This is a genomic window from Hyphomicrobium sp. B1 (genome assembly GCF_049532635.1).
Lineage (GTDB): Bacteria > Pseudomonadota > Alphaproteobacteria > Rhizobiales > Hyphomicrobiaceae > Hyphomicrobium_B.
Genome location: NZ_CP134871.1, coordinates 660,716 through 677,169 on the forward strand (window position 1 = coordinate 660,716; position 16,454 = coordinate 677,169).

Annotated in this window: 17 protein-coding genes; 5 read left to right on the forward strand and 12 right to left on the reverse strand. The window is 58.4% G+C overall.

The genetic code is table 11. From position 1 onward, the window contains the following. Window positions 1-6: 6 nt before the first annotated feature. Window positions 7-444, reverse strand: coding sequence for a hypothetical protein (locus RLW55_RS03255; protein WP_423415557.1), 438 nt, complete (start codon window positions 442-444; stop codon window positions 7-9). Between the two features lie 25 nt (window positions 445-469). Next, on the reverse strand, window positions 470-694 hold the full coding sequence (locus RLW55_RS03260) for a helix-turn-helix transcriptional regulator (protein WP_423415558.1): 225 nt from the start codon (window positions 692-694) through the stop codon (window positions 470-472). A gap of 390 nt (window positions 695-1,084) precedes the next feature. Between RLW55_RS03260 and RLW55_RS03265 the strand changes: the two genes are divergently transcribed. The 3 genes from RLW55_RS03265 to RLW55_RS03275 are packed head-to-tail and all read left to right on the forward strand — an operon-like array spanning window position 1,085 to window position 3,125. Beyond that, window positions 1,085-1,732, forward strand: a complete 648-nt coding sequence (locus RLW55_RS03265) for an AAA family ATPase (protein WP_423415559.1) — start codon at window positions 1,085-1,087, stop codon at window positions 1,730-1,732. Then, window positions 1,732-2,025, forward strand: a complete 294-nt coding sequence (locus tag RLW55_RS03270; protein ID WP_423415560.1) for a hypothetical protein — start codon at window positions 1,732-1,734, stop codon at window positions 2,023-2,025. The genes RLW55_RS03265 and RLW55_RS03270 overlap by 1 nt, the downstream gene beginning before the upstream one ends. After that, window positions 2,022-3,125, forward strand: coding sequence for a hypothetical protein (locus tag RLW55_RS03275; protein ID WP_423415561.1), 1,104 nt, complete (start codon window positions 2,022-2,024; stop codon window positions 3,123-3,125). The genes RLW55_RS03270 and RLW55_RS03275 overlap by 4 nt, the downstream gene beginning before the upstream one ends. Window positions 3,126-3,340: 215 nt before the next feature. Here RLW55_RS03275 and RLW55_RS03280 read toward each other — a convergent pair whose 3' ends face one another. After that, window positions 3,341-4,051 carry a tyrosine-protein phosphatase gene (locus RLW55_RS03280; protein ID WP_423415562.1) on the reverse strand — a complete coding sequence of 237 codons (711 nt, stop codon included), beginning with the start codon at window positions 4,049-4,051 and terminating at the stop codon, window positions 3,341-3,343. 276 nt (window positions 4,052-4,327) lie between these two features. After that, window positions 4,328-5,593, reverse strand: coding sequence for an MFS transporter (locus tag RLW55_RS03285; RefSeq protein WP_423416373.1), 1,266 nt, complete (start codon window positions 5,591-5,593; stop codon window positions 4,328-4,330). A gap of 236 nt (window positions 5,594-5,829) precedes the next feature. Between RLW55_RS03285 and RLW55_RS03290 the strand changes: the two genes are divergently transcribed. Next, a complete protein-coding gene (locus RLW55_RS03290) occupies window positions 5,830-7,110 on the forward strand; it encodes a cation:proton antiporter (RefSeq protein ID WP_409561885.1) in 1,281 nt (426 codons plus the stop codon). A gap of 9 nt (window positions 7,111-7,119) precedes the next feature. On the opposite strand, the gene RLW55_RS03295 is transcribed toward RLW55_RS03290, so the two are convergent. The 7 genes from RLW55_RS03295 to RLW55_RS03325 all read right to left on the reverse strand — a co-directional run bounded on the left by RLW55_RS03295 (window position 7,120) and on the right by RLW55_RS03325 (window position 13,282). Continuing rightward, a complete protein-coding gene (locus RLW55_RS03295) occupies window positions 7,120-7,464 on the reverse strand; it encodes a cupin domain-containing protein (protein ID WP_423415563.1) in 345 nt (114 codons plus the stop codon). A gap of 26 nt (window positions 7,465-7,490) precedes the next feature. Continuing rightward, a complete protein-coding gene (locus RLW55_RS03300; protein WP_423415564.1) occupies window positions 7,491-8,789 on the reverse strand; it encodes a glycosyltransferase in 1,299 nt (432 codons plus the stop codon). A 91-nt stretch (window positions 8,790-8,880) separates the two neighbouring features. After that, window positions 8,881-9,669 carry a sulfite exporter TauE/SafE family protein gene (locus RLW55_RS03305; protein ID WP_423415565.1) on the reverse strand — a complete coding sequence of 263 codons (789 nt, stop codon included), beginning with the start codon at window positions 9,667-9,669 and terminating at the stop codon, window positions 8,881-8,883. 18 nt (window positions 9,670-9,687) lie between these two features. Then, window positions 9,688-11,355, reverse strand: coding sequence for a TIGR01244 family sulfur transferase (locus RLW55_RS03310; protein WP_423415566.1), 1,668 nt, complete (start codon window positions 11,353-11,355; stop codon window positions 9,688-9,690). Between the two features lie 38 nt (window positions 11,356-11,393). Further along, entirely contained in the window at window positions 11,394-12,287 is an 894-nt protein-coding gene (locus RLW55_RS03315) for an MBL fold metallo-hydrolase (protein WP_423415567.1), read from the reverse strand. A gap of 35 nt (window positions 12,288-12,322) precedes the next feature. Next, complete coding sequence (locus tag RLW55_RS03320; protein WP_409561879.1) at window positions 12,323-12,535, reverse strand: YgaP family membrane protein; 213 nt, start codon at window positions 12,533-12,535, stop codon at window positions 12,323-12,325. Between the two features lie 81 nt (window positions 12,536-12,616). Beyond that, window positions 12,617-13,282, reverse strand: coding sequence for a Crp/Fnr family transcriptional regulator (locus RLW55_RS03325; protein ID WP_423415568.1), 666 nt, complete (start codon window positions 13,280-13,282; stop codon window positions 12,617-12,619). Window positions 13,283-13,512: 230 nt separating this feature from the next. On the opposite strand from RLW55_RS03325, the gene RLW55_RS03330 reads away from it, so the two are divergent. Continuing rightward, window positions 13,513-13,998 carry a hypothetical protein gene (locus RLW55_RS03330; protein WP_423415569.1) on the forward strand — a complete coding sequence of 162 codons (486 nt, stop codon included), beginning with the start codon at window positions 13,513-13,515 and terminating at the stop codon, window positions 13,996-13,998. Window positions 13,999-14,056: 58 nt separating this feature from the next. On the opposite strand, the gene RLW55_RS03335 is transcribed toward RLW55_RS03330, so the two are convergent. Continuing rightward, window positions 14,057-16,372: a TonB-dependent receptor domain-containing protein gene (locus RLW55_RS03335; protein WP_423415570.1), complete on the reverse strand. Its 2,316-nt coding sequence runs from the start codon at window positions 16,370-16,372 to the stop codon at window positions 14,057-14,059. Window positions 16,373-16,454 lie beyond the last annotated feature (82 nt).

Here is a 16,454-nt window from a genome sequence, read left to right on the forward strand (position 1 = left end):
CTCCGATCAACAATCACGTCGACGAGTTTTCGTCGCGGCGGTTTCGGGTTCTCTGGTTTCATCGTCGCCGACGTATTCTGGAGAGATCTCGGATAGTTTGTCGGCGCACCATCCGACCGCAGCTATCACCGGCCGATAACCGGGGTCGCTGAGAACCTCGAGAGCCTTCTCAGGAGAGTACTCGACATCGAGCCCGCGCCAGCCGTGAAGGATGTGCCGGCAGTAGAGTTTTGCCAGTTCCGCGTGCATGGCTTCGGCGGGAACGGGTGCATTGCGGTAGCTGACTGCCACGCGCTTCAGCATCATTGCGTGCGCGGAGTGGAAGGCCTGAGACAGCTTCGACGACACGAGAAATGCGACGCCCGGCCAGTCCGGATATTCGATCCAGTCGCCTTTAGCCTCGCGCTGAAGGTCGACGCTCAGTGATGCAAGCCTAATCGTCATCTGGATTCTCCATCTTGAATTGGGATCACGCTGCAAGATCGCCTAGGCGTTCGGCGAGCCAGCGCCGAACGGCCGCCTCGCTGTAATAGGAACAGCGCCCAAACTTCTTTCGTTGCGGGAACGGATGCTGGCGATCGATCTGGTAGTTTTTGAGCGTCCGCGGAGTGCATCCGATGAGTTCGCACACGGCTCCGACGTGCATGAGCCCGACCAAGCCGGGTGGAACGATTTTCGTAGTCGCTTTCGCCATTGCAATTCTCCATTAAAAAACCCGGCGCAAAGGCCGGGTTGAGCGATCGAAACTCAGAGGCACGAAATGTCGAAATGCATAAGCCACTCTGCCAACGGTAAATTGGCACGCAAAAAAAGCCCGGAAATACGGGGCTTTTGAGAGTAGTTTTTGGGGAGTAGGCGCAGTACGCCGGGAATCACTCTACGCTTTTTTTTCTGCGCCGACTACTGATTTCCGAATTTTGCGCGCGTCGAAACTTACCTCCGTCACCGTGCAAACGAGCCCGCCCCAGCACACATAATCTGCCTATGCTTATTGCTTTGCCTATGCATAAATTATGCATAGGCGTTTGACAGTTGACTAGGCATAAGGCTATACATACGACAATGCATAGGCGAAGGGGCGACCATGGTCATCGTCGGTTTTTTGAATTCGAAAGGCGGCGTCGGCAAGTCGACCTTATGTGCCGCGGTCGCCGTGCGTGCCGCGCAAGAGAGCAAACGGGTCTGCATCGTGGACCTGGATCCACAAGAGTCGGTTGCAGATTGGTGGAAGCGGCGCGGCGCTCCTCAAAACCCCACGTTATTCGTGGGGGCAGATCGCGCTTCGGATGCCGCCGAGGCCCTCGAGCTGACCGGCTGGGATTGGGTGTTTCTTGACGGGCCGCCCGGCGCACTGGCCGTGACCGAAGACGCGATTAAGACGAGCGATTTTGTCGTTATCCCGATGCGCGCCAGCGGGCTCGATCTTTTAGCCTCGCAAGACGCCGTCCGACTGTGCCTAGACAATGCGACGCCGTACTTCATCGTTCTCAATGCATGCCGAGGCGGCAACAAGGACAAGCTGGTCGAAGAGGCCCGCAGCACCCTGTTTTCGAACGACGTCCCGATAGCTCGAGCCCTCGTGTCCCAGCGCGCCGCATTCGTGACGGCGATGACACGCGGAAAGACGGGAGCGGAGAGAGACAGCGCGGCTGCCGACGAGATCGATGCGCTGTGGAAGGAAATTAAAACCGCCGCCCAGAAGGCCGTGAAGTCGAAGCGAGGGGGTGCGTGATGTCAATCGACGAAGAAGCCGAGTTCGCGAGCCTGTTTGAAGCGTCTCGATACGCAACCACGACGAAAATCGAAAAACGCAGTGCGGCCGAGCGGAAGGCTTCCCAGACCGAGGGCCAAAGGTCCCGTGGCGGGCGTGCACGATCGACGCAGATGAACTTCAGGTGCACGCCTGCCTTCAAGGCCCTAGCCAGCGGGCTCGCCGGTACGATGGAGGTCTCAATCGCCGACATGCTCGAGGAAGCCGTCGCCGCGTTGGCAAAGCGCAAAGGGTACAAGGGAGCAGACCAATGATCTTGCGGATGCTCGCCGTCGTCGTTGGCTGCTCGATCGTGGGCGCGATGGCTCATGTCGTGATTGTTGCTTCGGGCGGCTATGCATCACCGAATGCTCCCCTTCAGATCGCCGTCGCTTTAGGCCTATGCACCGGTAGCGTTTGTGTCGGCGCCGGTCTTCGCGACGGCCGTTGGATCCTCGCAACCGTCTTCGTTGTCGCGCTCTTTTCCGGTGAGGCGTACGCAATCCTGACGACCTCGGAAATCACGCTCGCGGCACGCGATGCCGCATCCGCGCCGCTTGCGGATTTAGCTGCGAAGCGAAAGGCGGCGATCGCCGAGCTCGCTGCGGCCGAGGCCGCTAGCCCAGCGCCAGCCGACAACACCCGGCTCAAAGCTGCCGATGCGGCAAAGGTAGCGGCTGAGACTGCGGTCCGGGATAAAGCAGCCGACAAGGGCTGCTTGGCGAACTGCCGCTTGCTTCTGCAATCCGCGGTCGATAGCGCCCAGCGCGAAGTCGCTGGCGCGCGTGAGGAGTTGGAGGGAAAAAACCTGGCAGCCACTCGGCGTCTTGAGGATCGGCGCAGGGCTGCGAAAGCGGCCGTGGCATCCTTACCCGCCGCAAGATCGTCGGCTCCGCTAGCGGACCGCCTGCACGTATCCGAAACGACACTTGATCTCATTATCGCGGCGCTGCGCAGCATCGCTATTAACGGTCTTGGCGCTGCACTGATTGCGTTCGGAGCGCACGGGCGCAAGCGTGAGACCAATATCAATGCTGCGTCGGAGGCTCGCCCAGCCGCCAAAGTTGAGGAAGTGCGCCTTCCCTTCCCCACGCCAACGGCACGAGATCATGCCTTCCGTTTCGCGCGAGACGTGCTCGAGCCCGCGAATGGCATCGACACGCCGATTGCCAATTTGCATCCGGCGTATATGGCCTGGTGTTCGTCGGCGGGGCAATGCCCGTTCCCGGTTCGGACGATCGCCGGCGAACTCGCGGACCTGTTCAAGCGGACCGGGCTCGAGATCGTCGACGTCGCAGGGACTAAGGTCGTCGCCGGCGCGAAGCTCAGAGACTCTGAAGCCCGCACATGCGTGCCGGCGTTGATAATCGGATGAAGCAGAGGAATGTTGGTACATTCGTTGGTATCGTCGAATAAACGCCCAAACCATCACATTGTTTATATTTATAAATAGCCATCTAATGTGCATCCCTCCTGGGCACCATTTTTTGCTGGCACGCTGCCAGGCACCCCTGCGCGCGAGACATTTCGCGGTGCTGAATTCCTTAAGCGATTAGACGCCCGCAGTCGGGCACCGCCGGCCTGGAAAGCCTACCCCTCACGCCGTAACAGCTGATCGACAATTGCTGTCGGAAAAGGTCGGGGTTGAAAACGCGCGGTAACGGCATCGCGATCGTAGCAGGTTGCGACCCACTGTCGAAAATCAAGCCCCCGCGCCTCGCCTTCGGCGCGATAGGCCTTGATGACCTCTCCGAGAATCCCGGCGCGCGAAGTGCGCAAATGGCCGAAGCGAAGCGACAGCTGACGCATCGCGTCATCGGCGCGGCGGCCCTCGATCGCCATGAGATAAACGGCCGCGACGAAACCACTCCGATCCGCGCCCGATTTGCAGTGAACCAGCGCCGGATACTCGATTGATGAAAACAGATCTATCAGCGCGAGCAGATCGTTCCTGTAAGGCGCCTCTCGACCACGAATGCCGACCTTATAAAGTTCGAGACCGAACCGCTCACAGGCTTCTTGCTCAAGGGGCCAAGGCCGGAACGGGAACCCCCCGCGCACACACAGCACCGTGCGAATGCCGCGCCGTTTTTCCCGCCGTAAGTCACCGGGAGTCGGCTGTGCAGAGCGCCACAAGCGCTGATCGACCCGATGCCGGTTGCAATAGCAGAGCCGCAGCAGACCGTGATCGACAAAAACAAGATCGAACCAGGCACGCACCCGATCGGCAAGGGTCAACACCGGTCTGGGAGCAAAGCCCTTCGTTCCGACACCATTTGCTCTATCGACGACTTCGTCCATCAATCTCGCGCCGGGATTTCAGTCGGTTAGTACGTGTAAATCACAACAATGACGCGACGACGATGCCCCCAAACTGCCCAAAGACAGGGCGCATCCGCCGGAGCCATGCATCTATGCCTTTAACCTGGACCAAAGGGCAATTGCAAATCTCCGACGCAGATGCGCGAAGATAAAAAGAGCATGCAATTTCAGCTACATAGGTCCACGTCTCGAACGCGCTACTCTGCATCGAAATGCGCGTCGTCATACTCAGCTAGAACCCCTAGGCAAAAATGGCTATGTCGTCTGTTCACGCCGTAGCGTCACCGGCTCGTGGGCGCCGCTGACCCTCCCGAGACCCAAGAGGGCCAGGAACGTCAGTGTGGCGGCCGCGGTGAGATAAAGGCCGACGGCGTGAACCCCGTATTTCGTCGCCAGCGTCGTCGCGATATAGGGCGCCAGCGACGCACCGAAGATGCCCGCCAGATTGAAGGCCAAAGACGAGCCGGTATAGCGAACTCCCACTGGAAACGGCTCCGACAGCGCCGTCCCCAGCGGCCCATATGTGAATCCCATCAATGCCAAGCCGATGATCATAAACATGATCACGCTGAAGGTCTGCCCCGATCCGAACAGCGTCTCGAACGATAATCCGAAGACACCGATCAGCGCCGTTGTCCAAAGCAGCACTGTCCGGCGGCCAAAGCGATCTGCAAGCCACGCTGAAAGCGGAATGGTCACGGCAAAGAAAATCACACCGAGCATCTGAATGGGCATGAATTCATCGCGCGTGAAGTGAAGCGCGCTGATACCCCAGCTCAGAGCAAAGACGGTCATTAGATAGAACAGCACGAACGTCGCCAGCGCACCGAACGTCCCCATAATCAAAAGCCAGAAATGCTGTGTCAGCACCGTCGCCAGCGGCACGCGCACGCGCTCGTCTTTCTCGAGTGCGCGCTGGAAAGCCGGCGTCTCGGAAATGCGTAGCCGGACATAAAGCCCGACAAAAACCAGCACGGCACTCGCGATAAAGGGGATGCGCCACCCGAACGCCTTGAACTGCTCGTCCGTCAGCGTTTCGGTGATCAGCAGAAAGATGCCAGTCGAGCAGAGAAAGCCGATCGGCGCGCCGAGCTGCGGAAACATGCCGAACCAAGCCTTCTTCGAGTCCGGCGCATTCTCGGTGGCGAGCAGCACCGCACCGCCCCATTCACCGCCAAGCCCGAGCCCTTGAAAGAGGCGGCACGCAGCAAGCAGCAACGGTGCCCAGATACCAGCTTGTGCATAGGTCGGCAGCAAGCCCACCGCGACGGTCGAAAGACCCATGGTGAGAAGCGCCGCGACGAGCGTCGCCTTGCGTCCGATGCGATCGCCGAAATGCCCAAACAGCATGGCGCCGATCGGGCGCGCGAAGAACGCAATGGAAAACGTCGCGAACGATTGCAAAGTCGCGGTCGTCGGATCGGCGTTTGGAAAGAAGAGGTGCGGAAAAACCAGCACCGCCGCCGTGGCATAGATATAAAAGTCAAAAAACTCGATTGCCGTCCCGGCGAGACTGGCCATCAGCACGCGGCGCGTAGAAACCGGTTTCGATCCTGTCAAAGGGCTCACCTGGAGAAAAGCGAATCGGACTGACGGAATATTTCAGCCGACGCCGAGGTCCGCAAGCCGAAGAGGCTTCATCTTGCAATAGATGAACGGCAAATTATGACAGCGCGTCCGCCGTGATAGGCTGCCGGTCACGGTCCTTCCGTAACTGGCATTCGAGCACGGCTTCCCGCTCAGCAAGGTGAAAATCTGTGTCCGCATTCGATATCGGCGCTATTATTCTCATCCTCGCCACCGTCGTCGGTATCATTAACGAGCGTTATTTCCGCATCCCGAGCGTGATCGCGCAATTGCTTGGCTCATTGCTGCTTTCGCTTCTCGTCCTGCTTGCCAGCCACACGATCGAAAATTTCCACATCGCCGCGCTGATCGAAGAACGCATCGGCGGCGCGCACCTGCCGCGCGTCTTGCTGGACGGTCTTCTCGCGTTGCTGCTTTTCGCGTCGAGCTTGCACGCGAACCTTCGCGATCTGCGCATTAACGCCGTTGCTGTATTCAGCCTCGCGACGTTGGGCGTGATGCTCTCGACGGCGATTTTCACATTCTCGTTCTGGGGCGTGTTGCATCTTTGGGGCATGGCAATTCCCCTTGCCTGGTGTTTCCTGCTCGGAGCGATCCTGGCTCCGACCGATGCCATCGCGGTCGAAGGCCTGCTCAAGTCTGCGCCGCTCCCGCCGTCTTTGAAATCGACCATCGTGGGCGAAAGCCTCTTCAATGACGGGACGGCGATCGTATTGTTTCTGTCGGCGCTGGCCGTAATCGCGGGCGACCGAAACGTCTTCGGTCACGGCCGGTTTCTGTCGGCGATGCTGGTCGAAGGCGGCGGCGGCATCTTGCTCGGTTTAGTGACCGGATTTCTCGTTTCGTGGCTGATGACCATCATCAAGGACGACGAGATCGCGATAATCGCCTCTCTCGCATTGGCACTTGGAACTTATCGGCTGGCAACGAGCATGGGATTATCCGGCCCGCTTGCCGTCGTCATTTGCGGCATCGTTCTCGCCAACCGGCCCATGTCGAAAATTGACGACGATGAAAGACAGCGGAAAATCCGCGTTTTCTGGTCACTGGTCGATAGCGTTCTCAACGTGCTCTTGTTTGTCCTGCTCGGCTTTGAGATTCTAGCGATGACCGTATCGCAATTCGCCATCGTCTCGGCGGCAACGGCGATCCCGCTTGCGTTTCTCTCTCGCTTCCTGAGCGTCGGACTTCCGCCGTGGCTCCTGCGACGGAATACGAAAGAGCCGCTGAAAACCCCATTCCTTTTGACCTGGATTGGACTGCGCGGCGCGATTTCGGTCGCGCTGGTTCAAATCGCACCGCAAGGCCCCTACACCGATGACCTGATCGCTGCTTGCTACGCCGTCGTGATTTTCACCATCGTCGTGCAGGGACTTCTGGCGCCGCGCGTCATCGTAGCACTCTACGGAACTCCGTCCGACGGAAAAAGCGAAGCGGCAAAGACTTCGTGACTTGCGGCCTCAACGGATCATATAGACTTTGCGGACGGTCTCGTGGACGGTGCAGACGCCCTTCCAGTCCTGCGGAAAAAATGCAGCCGTTCCCGGTAAAATCTCGATCACTTCGCCATCGTCGCGAACGTACGTGCACCGGCCCGAGAGGAAATGGCAGAACTCATCGCGTGTCACATGGCATTCCCACTTACCCGGCGTGCACACCCAGATTCCGCACTCCGACTCGCCATTCGCGTTCTTATGCAGCAGCTTGCCCGACGTCTGCGATTGCCCTTCGAGCACCGTCGGGATGACACCCCAATCCGCAAGATCGGTAACGTTTTCTGGGTTGCGTATAATCGGTGTGGTCACGGATTTGTCCTTGCTGGATGGATCGTTCAACCGTCGTAGCGGCCGCTTTGAAGCAATGCCTCGATGATCGCCGCGGCTTTCTCCGGGCCGTTTTGTGCGAGCATCTGAGCGCTTGTCTTGGCAAGCTTTGCCTGCATTGCCGGATCGTGCAGGCAGGCGTCAAGCTTGGTCGCCAGTTCTTCGTCGCTCCAATCGTAACGCGGCATCTTGAATCCGTGCCCCGTCTCCTCGACGCGCATGGCGTTATCGTGCCCGTCCCAAACATAGGGCATGATGATAGCGGGCTTCCCGAAATAGAGGCACTCTGTGAACGAGTTGTTGCCACCGTGATGAATGACGGCTTCGACCTGCGGAATGACCGACGGCTGCGGAAACCACTTATCGATGACGACGTTCGGGGGTACGGACTCATATTTGTCCATGTAATCGCCGACGTTGACGAGCGCGCGGTATGGCAGCGTGCCCATCACCCCGATAATCCGCTTCAGGAGTTCGGTGTCGCCCGATCCGAGACTACCGAACGAAACATAAATCAGCGGCTTGTCGTTGTTCGCTGCAAACTCCGGAACCTCGTACGGCTTCTCCTTACGTACACAGCCTTCGAGATACTGAAACTGCGATGGCGTCAGAGGCTCGCTGCGGCTGAACTTTGCGGCTTCCGGATAAAGCAGCAGGTTCATGTAGGGCGAAGCCTCAAAGAACTGGCCAATCGGATACGGCGCTTCGTTGCAGTCCGCCAGAAATGCATTGAAATCGTCATGAATGGGTTTGATCACGTCGTTGAAGTGATCGCGATACCGCTGATGGCCTTCGGTATCGTTCTGCGCACATCCCGAAAGATGCGGAGGAATGGCCGGATCCTCGATCTCGTTTTCCGAGCACGAGATGATCCGCACCCACGGCTTGCCGAACTGCTTGATCGCGGGAAACAGAATCACGTTATCGACGGCGATGAGATCGGGGTTGAGCGTGCTCAAGACGCTGGGCAGATCTTTTTGCGCCCATTTCGCGCTATCGACGATCGCGGTCCAACAATCCTTCACATAGTTATCGATCTGATCGTACGGGGATTTGCGGAAATTCGGGATATGCCCGTTGATGAAATCGATCCAGAACTTGGCCATCTCTTCCGGCGGCATCGGCTCCGACAGATTGACAGGATGGGCTTCAAAACCATACGAGCGATAAACGTCGACGAAACCGGGATCCGACAGAAAAACCGCTTTATATCCACGCGCCTCGATGGCCTGAGCAATACCCACCGAATTAAGCGCCGGCCCGTAGGCGGCCTCTGGAAAGAACGCCACCGTTTTCTGCTCGGCCATCCGCACCCCACTCCCTACCAGCCCGATCACCGGTCGATATCATCAACCGGCGGACCGAGCTTCGGCAAGAGGGAACTGAGCGCTTACGCGCTCAACCGGTGATCGCAGGAATGCCGCGGGCAACGACGTAGACGCCGACCACGGCCACGATCGCGGCGAAACTTTGCGACAGCAGACGCTTCTCTTTCGCCAGCGCCGAGCTGGCTTGCCGTCCGATAAGACCACCAATGACACCGCCGGAAATGAAAAGTCCGACAAGCTGCCAATCGACAAATCCCGACAGCGCATAATTGCCGGCCGTCGTGAAACCGAAAGCTGCGACGCAGAACAGTGATGACCCGATGGCGAAAATCATCGGCATGTTCGTTGCAGCCATGAGCCCTGGAACGATAAGGAAGCCGCCGCCGATCCCAAAGAACCCCGAAACGGCGCCGACCACGACGCCATAACCCAAAAGATAGGGCAACAGTTTCGGCGCGCTTTCAGCGGTCAATTCGACTGTTTCGTTGCCGCCGGAATGTTTCTTCATGAACATCATCCCGGCAATGACAAGCATGAGAATGCCGAAGAACAGCAGCAGCTTTTGGCCGTCGACCTGCTTTCCGAGTTCCGACCCAAGTGCGGCTCCGACGATACCGGCCGCGGCAAATACGATGGCGCACCGCCATTTGACATGATCGTGCCGCGCATGATCGACAAGGCTCGCGACGGCACTTAGGGCCACCGCAACGGCGCTGGTGCCGATCGCCACATGCGGGGACTGCACGCCGACAACGTAGACGAGCAAGGGAACGGCTAGAATCGATCCGCCGCCACCGATCAATCCCAAAACGAATCCGACCAGCGAACCGGAGAAGACGGCTAGAAGATTGTGTTCCATGAATTCACGGCCTTCCCGTTAGGCCATGACTTTGGGCTTTGCCATCCACTCGCGGCCCTTCAGCATGGCCTGCCAGTAGATCGGCGGGAGAATGCGTTCCTTGAGAAGCCAAGCCGCTCGCGATGGTTTGCGACCATCAAGCAGCGCCGATGGGAATGACGGCGAAAGCTTGCCGCCATAAGTGAACTCGGCAAGCACGATCTTTCCGCGTTCTACCGTGAGCGGGCAAGAACCGTACCCATCATAGACGCACTGGCTTTGGCGATACCCCATGTCATGAAGAACGTTTTCGGCGACGACGGGCGCCTGTTTGCGCGCCGCGGCCGCAGTTTTCGCGTTCGGCGTATTGGTGGCGTCGCCGAGACCGAAGATGTTTTTGTACGTCTTATGTCTCAGTGTCGATGGATCGACATCCACCCATCCTGCAGCATCGGCCAGAACACTAGCACGAATGAAATCCGGCGCGATCTGCGGCGGACAGACGTGCATCATGTCGAATGACTTTTCGACTATCTCTTTCGTGCCATCCGGCAAAGCCTTCGCGAAACGCGCGCGCTTCGCCGGACCGTCGACCGAAACTAGATTGTGCCCGAAGTTGAGCTGCACATGGTAGCGCTCAATGTAGTTCATCAAGGCGGGTACATAGTCGGGCACGCCGAACAGCACCGCACCGGCGTTATCAAACTCGATGTTGATCTTGCTGAGGCATCCTGTCCGCAGCCAATGATCGGCCGACAGATACATCGCCTTCTGCGGCGCTCCTGCGCACTTGATCGGCATTGGCGGCTGCGTGAATATCGCCCGCCCCGCCTTCAGCCCTTTGACCAGCTCCCACGTATAAGGAGCAAGGTCGTAGCGGTAGTTCGACGTTACGCCGTTCTTGCCGATCGTCTCCGTCAATCCTTCGATACCGCCCCAGTTGAGCTTCAACCCGGGACAAACGATGAGATGATCGTACCGGATTGCGCGGCAACCTTCGAGCACCACGCTATTGTTGTCCGGATCGAAACCGGCAACCGCGGCCTTGATCCACGTCGCCTTTCGCGGCAGCACGGAACCCATCTTCCGCACGGTTTGCTCAGGCGTAAATACGCCGCCACCAACGAGCGTCCAGCCCGGCTGATAATAGTGAACGTCGGCCGGATCGATGATCGCGATTTTCAGATTGCCCTTACGCGCGAACAAACTTCCCGCAACCGCAGCCCCTGCAGCGCCGCCGCCGACAATGACGATATCGTATTTTTCGACCGGGCCACTCGATGCGATCCGGCCGCCTGTAGCGATGCGACTGGCAACGCCGGACATGTCGTAACCTGCCGCACTCGCCTTCGACAGAATGTCGGCCATCGGCATGCGGCCGGCCTCGGCGAGCGCCCAAAGCGTGGTGCTGCGCGTGCCGGTCCGGCAGTAAGCAAGAATAGGTTTGGGCATATGCGCAAGGGCTGCGCCGAACTCCACGGCATCGGCATCGCTGACCTTGCCGCTTTCGACCGGCACATACCGTGCCGTCAGTCCACTCGCTTTCGCAGCCCGCTCGATTTCGGCAAATGAGGGCTGATCCGACCCTTCGCCATCAGGCCGATTATCAATGATCGACTTGAATCCCATGGCCGCCAGCTCTGCAACATCTCCGGGCAAAATCTGAGGCGAAACCGAGAGATCGTCGGTAAGCTTTTTAGGGGTCATCACGAGGTCCTATGGCGAAAATCGAAAAAGGCGGGGGATTAGAGTTCGTTGATCGGCACCTTGAGCTGTCGTTTGCCGTTGGCGTCGGCATCGGGAAGGTTGCCGCCGCGAATGTTGACCTGAATGGACGGAATGATCAGCTTGGGCAGCGCCAGAGTTTCATCGCGCGCCGTCCTCATCTGGACGAATTCGTCCTCGCTGACACCGTCGTGGACATGAATATTGTGCGCACGCTCTTCCGCGACCGTCGTTTCCCATTTGATGTCGCGGCCATTGGGGCCGTAGTCATGACACATAAACAGGCGCTCTTCCGGCGGCAGAGCCAGAACGCGTTTGATCGAGTGGTAAAGCACCCGTGCGTCACCACCCGGAAAATCAGCCCGCGCCGTGCCACCGTCTGGCATGAAAAGCGTGTCGCCAACGAACGCGGCGTCACCCACGACATGCGTCATGCATGCAGGCGTATGTCCCGGCGTCAGCATCGCGAACGCCACCATTCCGCCGATCGTATAGGTATCGCCGTCTTCGAAAAGGCGATCGAATTGGCTACCATCACGCCGGAACTCGGTGCCGTCGTTGAAGATTTTACCGAATACTTCCTGCACGACCTTGATGTTGGCGCCGATCCCGAGCTTGCCGCCAAGCTTGCCTTGAATGTACGGCGCCGCCGACAGGTGATCGGCATGTGCATGCGTCTCGATCAGCCATTCGACCTTCAGGTTATGATCCTGAACGAAGCGAATGATCTTATCGGCCGACTGATAGCTGATGCGGCCCGCCGCGTAGTCGATATCCATGACACTGTCGAAGATCGCGCAGGCGTCCGACTTCGGATCTTTGACGACATAGCTTACTGTGTTGGTCGCCTCGTCGAAAAAGGCGGTGACCTCCGGCTTGACTGAGAGATCGACGGGGTGGGGGATTTGATCCATCGCTGTGCTCCTCGAACGCCCCTCGCGGCGCTTTGTTATTTGTTCTTGCCGGCTGCCTTGGCGCAGCATCCGCAGGTGCTGACGCCGGCAAGCTGATAGGCCGGACAGAACCGTGCGAGACCGGTCAAAAACGGCACCAGCCCCACAAGGCCCCAAAGCGTTTTCGGTCCGACGAACACAAGGCTCAAAAGGATCAGACCGACGACAATCCGGAGCATCCGATCGAACATCCCGACATTTGGGCTCATAGTAGCCTCCGAAATGAAATTCCAGAGACTGGTCTAATGTTAAAAAAAACTCCGTATGTGATCAAGTCACATAGCAAAATACTAATGCATAGTGGCGAGCTGACGCAGGGCCCCCGGATTGGTCAAGTCAATGCTACCTCTGGATGTGGTGACCCATCCGCGGCGCTGAAATTCGTTCAATTGCCGCCCGATCACCTCGCGCGCCGACCCAAGCTCGGCCGCGAGTTGCTGATGCGTGATTTCGATATGTCCAGCCGCGTCCGCAAGTTGCAGCAAGCGTTGCGCCAGCCGTTCGTCGATCCGTGAGAACGCCACCTCCTCGATGAGCTTGAAGAGCGTCGTGACGTTGACGCTGAAAGCCGTGAATACGAACTTCCGGAAAGCGGCAGAGCGCGCAATGGCTTCGTCAAACGTCGCTCTCGGAATGGCGACGGCCGTCACCGCTGTCTCAGCCACGCCTTCAGCCTGATAGTCCTCATATCCCATCAGGCAGGCCGTGGTCAGCGCACAGCTTTGCCCGGCGGCAACCCGATAGAGCACGATCTCGCGACCGTTCTCAGAGACTTGCTGCACGCGAACCGTCCCTTCGAGCAGCAGCAGATAATTTTCCGGCGATTGTCCCGGCCCGAAGATCCGCGTCCCGGCCGGCAAATCCACGACCATGCTGGTGCGAAGAAGTAAATTCGTGATCTCCGGTTCAAGGGACTTGAGACCCGGAAATTTTGATGTCCACTGATGATCTGCCATAACGAACTCTTCGCGCTGCGCAATAAACGCTGATCATCGGCATATGTCGCGATTGACCGGCGTTGAGCATGACGCACGATAACCAACAAAATTTCGAAAAAAGCCAGCAAGAATAACCGCCCGCTCACACCGAAACGTCTGCAGGCGTAACAGTACTCAATTCCGCAGCGCAAACAGGAACCAGATAGGCCGCCCAGTCGTTCTTTCGACAGGTATTCGGAGGAAAAAACATGACATACGAAGATCCGCAATCCGGACGTGAACGCAATTTAGGTCAAGACGACGTCGGTAATTCGACGGGATCATTGATCGTCGGCATCGTCTTCCTTGCTGCGATCGTCTTTGGCGGTTGGTACTTCTATAACCAAAGCCAGAAAGTCGCCGATACGACCGCAACGCAGCCCGCTACCTCACCGACCGCAGAGAATTCCAACGCGACGATGTCGCCGCAAAGCTCAGGTCCAGGCGTTGAAGGCGCAGCCGGCGGCAAGAACGGCCCGGCAGCGCAGCCTGGAAACAGCAGCTCTTCGACGGGTGCCTCGTCGGGTAACACAGGCGTCGGCGGCGACAACACCAACATCGATAAGTCGACCCTCCCTTCACAGGATGCAACCGGCGTAAAGGGTGACGAAGGTAGCAAGAACGGTCCGGCAGCGAATACGCCCGCTCCGTCAAACAACAGCAACAGCACGACAACTCCGCCAACCAATCCGTAACCGCGGATCGACATGCCGCCATGAGAAGCTCGCCCCGCCGGGGCGAGCTTTTTTCGTTCTAGAACTTCTGCGAAACGCCGACGAAATATCCGCGCCGCGGACCGTACTGCGGCGCGAACACGCCGATGCCTTCGCCATCGCGGATCGTGTAAACCTCATCGAACAGGTTGACGACATCGAAACGCACCGTCGTCGGGCGCCCGAACAAATTCGCGAACTCATGCGAGATTCCGAGGTTGACTTGCGTGTAGGCCGGAACGCTCGCACCGTTCGGAACGTCGTCAGTATCGGTACGCAGCCCACTGCCGTAAATCATGTCGATGCTGAGCCGCGTCCCATCCCACAGGTATGAAAACCCGGCCGACGCCGTAATCGTCTGCGAATGGTCGGTGAAGATGTAATGGTCGGCAATGAACGCCAGATCATCCGGATCGATCAGGAACTGGTTGGAGATGATGTTCTTGCCCTTCTGCTGGCCGATTGCGACATTGCCGTAAGCGCTGAAATTACCCCAATTGTATTTGGTCGTAATTTCGATGCCCTTGTTGACGGCCTTTTCATAGTTGAAGGCATTGAGCACGAGAGCAGCGCCGAACTGCCCGTCATCGAGAAGATCATGCGCTAGCTTGTAGTAGGCATCGACGCCGACTTCGAGCCCGGGAAAAATCGTCTGCGTAATGCCGGCATCGAAGTAGTGCGACCGCTCAGGCTGCACGAGCCCGCATCCGCCTGCCGGACAACTGCTTGCCGCGACAGTCCCATCGAAAAGCGCAATGTTTGTCGGCCCGGATGCCACTTGCGGGGGCGGTGTGAAATACCGGGCATATCCCGCATGCAGCGTTGTTCCTTGGAACGGACGGTATTCCAGACTGACCCGCGGACTCCACTGATTGGCATCCACGTATTCGTACATCTGGTCGAAACGCAGACCGGCATTGAGCGTCAACTTGTCGGTCAAACGAATTTCGTCTTGCGCATAGATACCGATCAACCACCCAAGTTTCGACGTCTCATCGAGCAGCCCATTCTCGACGGAGCCATCGTCGGCGATCACGGATGAATTGCTGATCGCTTTCGTCTGCTCGGCGCTGACTGTGAACCCGGCCCGCAACGTGTTGTACGCATTCAGCCGATACGAGCCGTCGGCTTGCACGCCGTTGAGGAAACTGCGCCGCTGCACGTCCGACGCGATGCCGTTGAAGAACAAGTCACCGGTATCGTCCGGCTTGAAATGGAGATCGCTGTAACGTGAGAAGTACGCGATTTGATAATCGCCGTTCTCGATCTTCTTCTGCAGCGCGATCACATCATAGTAATTCTGCTCGAACTGGTTTTCGTTGAGCAGCGCCGAGTTGAAATAATTCGGAAGACCGCCATTACCTGCAAATGGCGTATCCGTCGGCAGCCCGGGCGTATTCGGAATCTGAAAATTTTGCACCGACACGCCGGATATCCAGCTCAACCGCGTCGAGTCATCGAGCACCGCGGAGACATAGCCGAACCCCTTCTCTTGATCGGTATGATCGTGAATGGCGTCCCGGCTCGACGTCGGGTTTTCAATCCCTTCATCGTTCATCAGATAGCGGCCGGTGAAAAAGTAATCGACCGCTCCGGTGCTGCCGCCATATTCGAGACTGGGCGTAAAGGTGCCGCGACTGCCGCCATAAAAGCCGATCGTGCCGCCCGGCTCCTGCGCGCCCGCCCGCGTCGTGATGTCGACCAGCCCCGTGGTATGCAATCCGTACTGTGCCGGCAAAGCACCGGTCACCAGCGACAGATTGCTGATGAAGCTTGTTTCCAGCACATCGCTGAAGCCCGAAACGCCATCGGGAAGCAGAATGCCGTTGATCCGATATTGCACATTGGCGTGGTCGTTGCGCACATGGAGCTGCCCGCTCGCCGCCGAGTCCTGACTGACACCCGGCGCCTGCAGAAGCGCCTTGCTCACGGGCGTTTCCGTACCTTGCGGCAACGCGCGAAGCGCATCCTCACCGAACGAATACTGGTTCGTTCCGATCTGCGTGAAGATCTCGTTGCGCGCCGCGTTGAAGGCATTGTTCTGAAACACGAGCGGATTCTCGGCGCTTTGCGCTCCGCCAACGGACGGCTCTTGGCTCGGCGCCGATGGTCGCGCGTTTGCATGCGATGGCGGTGTTTTGGCGCGCCGAGCCGTTTTGACTTTTTTAGTCGCCGCCTTGGCGTTCGGCTCAGCCACGACGACGGCAGGAAGCTGCGCTTCCGTCGCATTGTCCGTCGTGCCCGGCGCAGGTGACGCCGTTCCCCCCGTCGTCTGCGCCGATGCGCTCGAAGCATGGATGACGCTCACACCCGAACACAGAGCGAGCATAAGCCCGCGCACTCTCGAAATAGCCATACCGGATCTTTCGTATTGTATGTTATAATATCCGATATAGAAAAGCGCGAGGCCAAACATGCAAGCGCGCGTGCCGTCGCGC

Excerpts from the sequence above, each read along its gene's own strand:
- RLW55_RS03315 (WP_423415567.1), bottom strand. The coding sequence starts at position 12,287 with ATGGATCAAATCCCCCACCCCGTCGATCTCTCAGTCAAGCCGGAGGTC.
- RLW55_RS03300 (WP_423415564.1), bottom strand. The coding sequence starts at position 8,789 with ATGGCCGAGCAGAAAACGGTGGCGTTCTTTCCAGAGGCCGCCTACGGG.
- RLW55_RS03335 (WP_423415570.1), bottom strand. The coding sequence starts at position 16,372 with ATGGCTATTTCGAGAGTGCGCGGGCTTATGCTCGCTCTGTGTTCGGGT.
- RLW55_RS03285 (WP_423416373.1), bottom strand. The coding sequence starts at position 5,593 with ATGGCCAGTCTCGCCGGGACGGCAATCGAGTTTTTTGACTTTTATATC.
- RLW55_RS03260 (WP_423415558.1), bottom strand. The coding sequence starts at position 694 with ATGGCGAAAGCGACTACGAAAATCGTTCCACCCGGCTTGGTCGGGCTC.
- RLW55_RS03325 (WP_423415568.1), bottom strand. The coding sequence starts at position 13,282 with ATGGCAGATCATCAGTGGACATCAAAATTTCCGGGTCTCAAGTCCCTT.
- RLW55_RS03255 (WP_423415557.1), bottom strand. The coding sequence starts at position 444 with ATGACGATTAGGCTTGCATCACTGAGCGTCGACCTTCAGCGCGAGGCT.
- RLW55_RS03320 (WP_409561879.1), bottom strand. The coding sequence starts at position 12,535 with ATGAGCCCAAATGTCGGGATGTTCGATCGGATGCTCCGGATTGTCGTC.
- RLW55_RS03275 (WP_423415561.1), top strand. The coding sequence starts at position 2,022 with ATGATCTTGCGGATGCTCGCCGTCGTCGTTGGCTGCTCGATCGTGGGC.
- RLW55_RS03280 (WP_423415562.1), bottom strand. The coding sequence starts at position 4,051 with ATGGACGAAGTCGTCGATAGAGCAAATGGTGTCGGAACGAAGGGCTTT.
- RLW55_RS03270 (WP_423415560.1), top strand. The coding sequence starts at position 1,732 with ATGTCAATCGACGAAGAAGCCGAGTTCGCGAGCCTGTTTGAAGCGTCT.
- RLW55_RS03305 (WP_423415565.1), bottom strand. The coding sequence starts at position 9,669 with ATGGAACACAATCTTCTAGCCGTCTTCTCCGGTTCGCTGGTCGGATTC.
- RLW55_RS03330 (WP_423415569.1), top strand. The coding sequence starts at position 13,513 with ATGACATACGAAGATCCGCAATCCGGACGTGAACGCAATTTAGGTCAA.
- RLW55_RS03265 (WP_423415559.1), top strand. The coding sequence starts at position 1,085 with ATGGTCATCGTCGGTTTTTTGAATTCGAAAGGCGGCGTCGGCAAGTCG.
- RLW55_RS03310 (WP_423415566.1), bottom strand. The coding sequence starts at position 11,355 with ATGACCCCTAAAAAGCTTACCGACGATCTCTCGGTTTCGCCTCAGATT.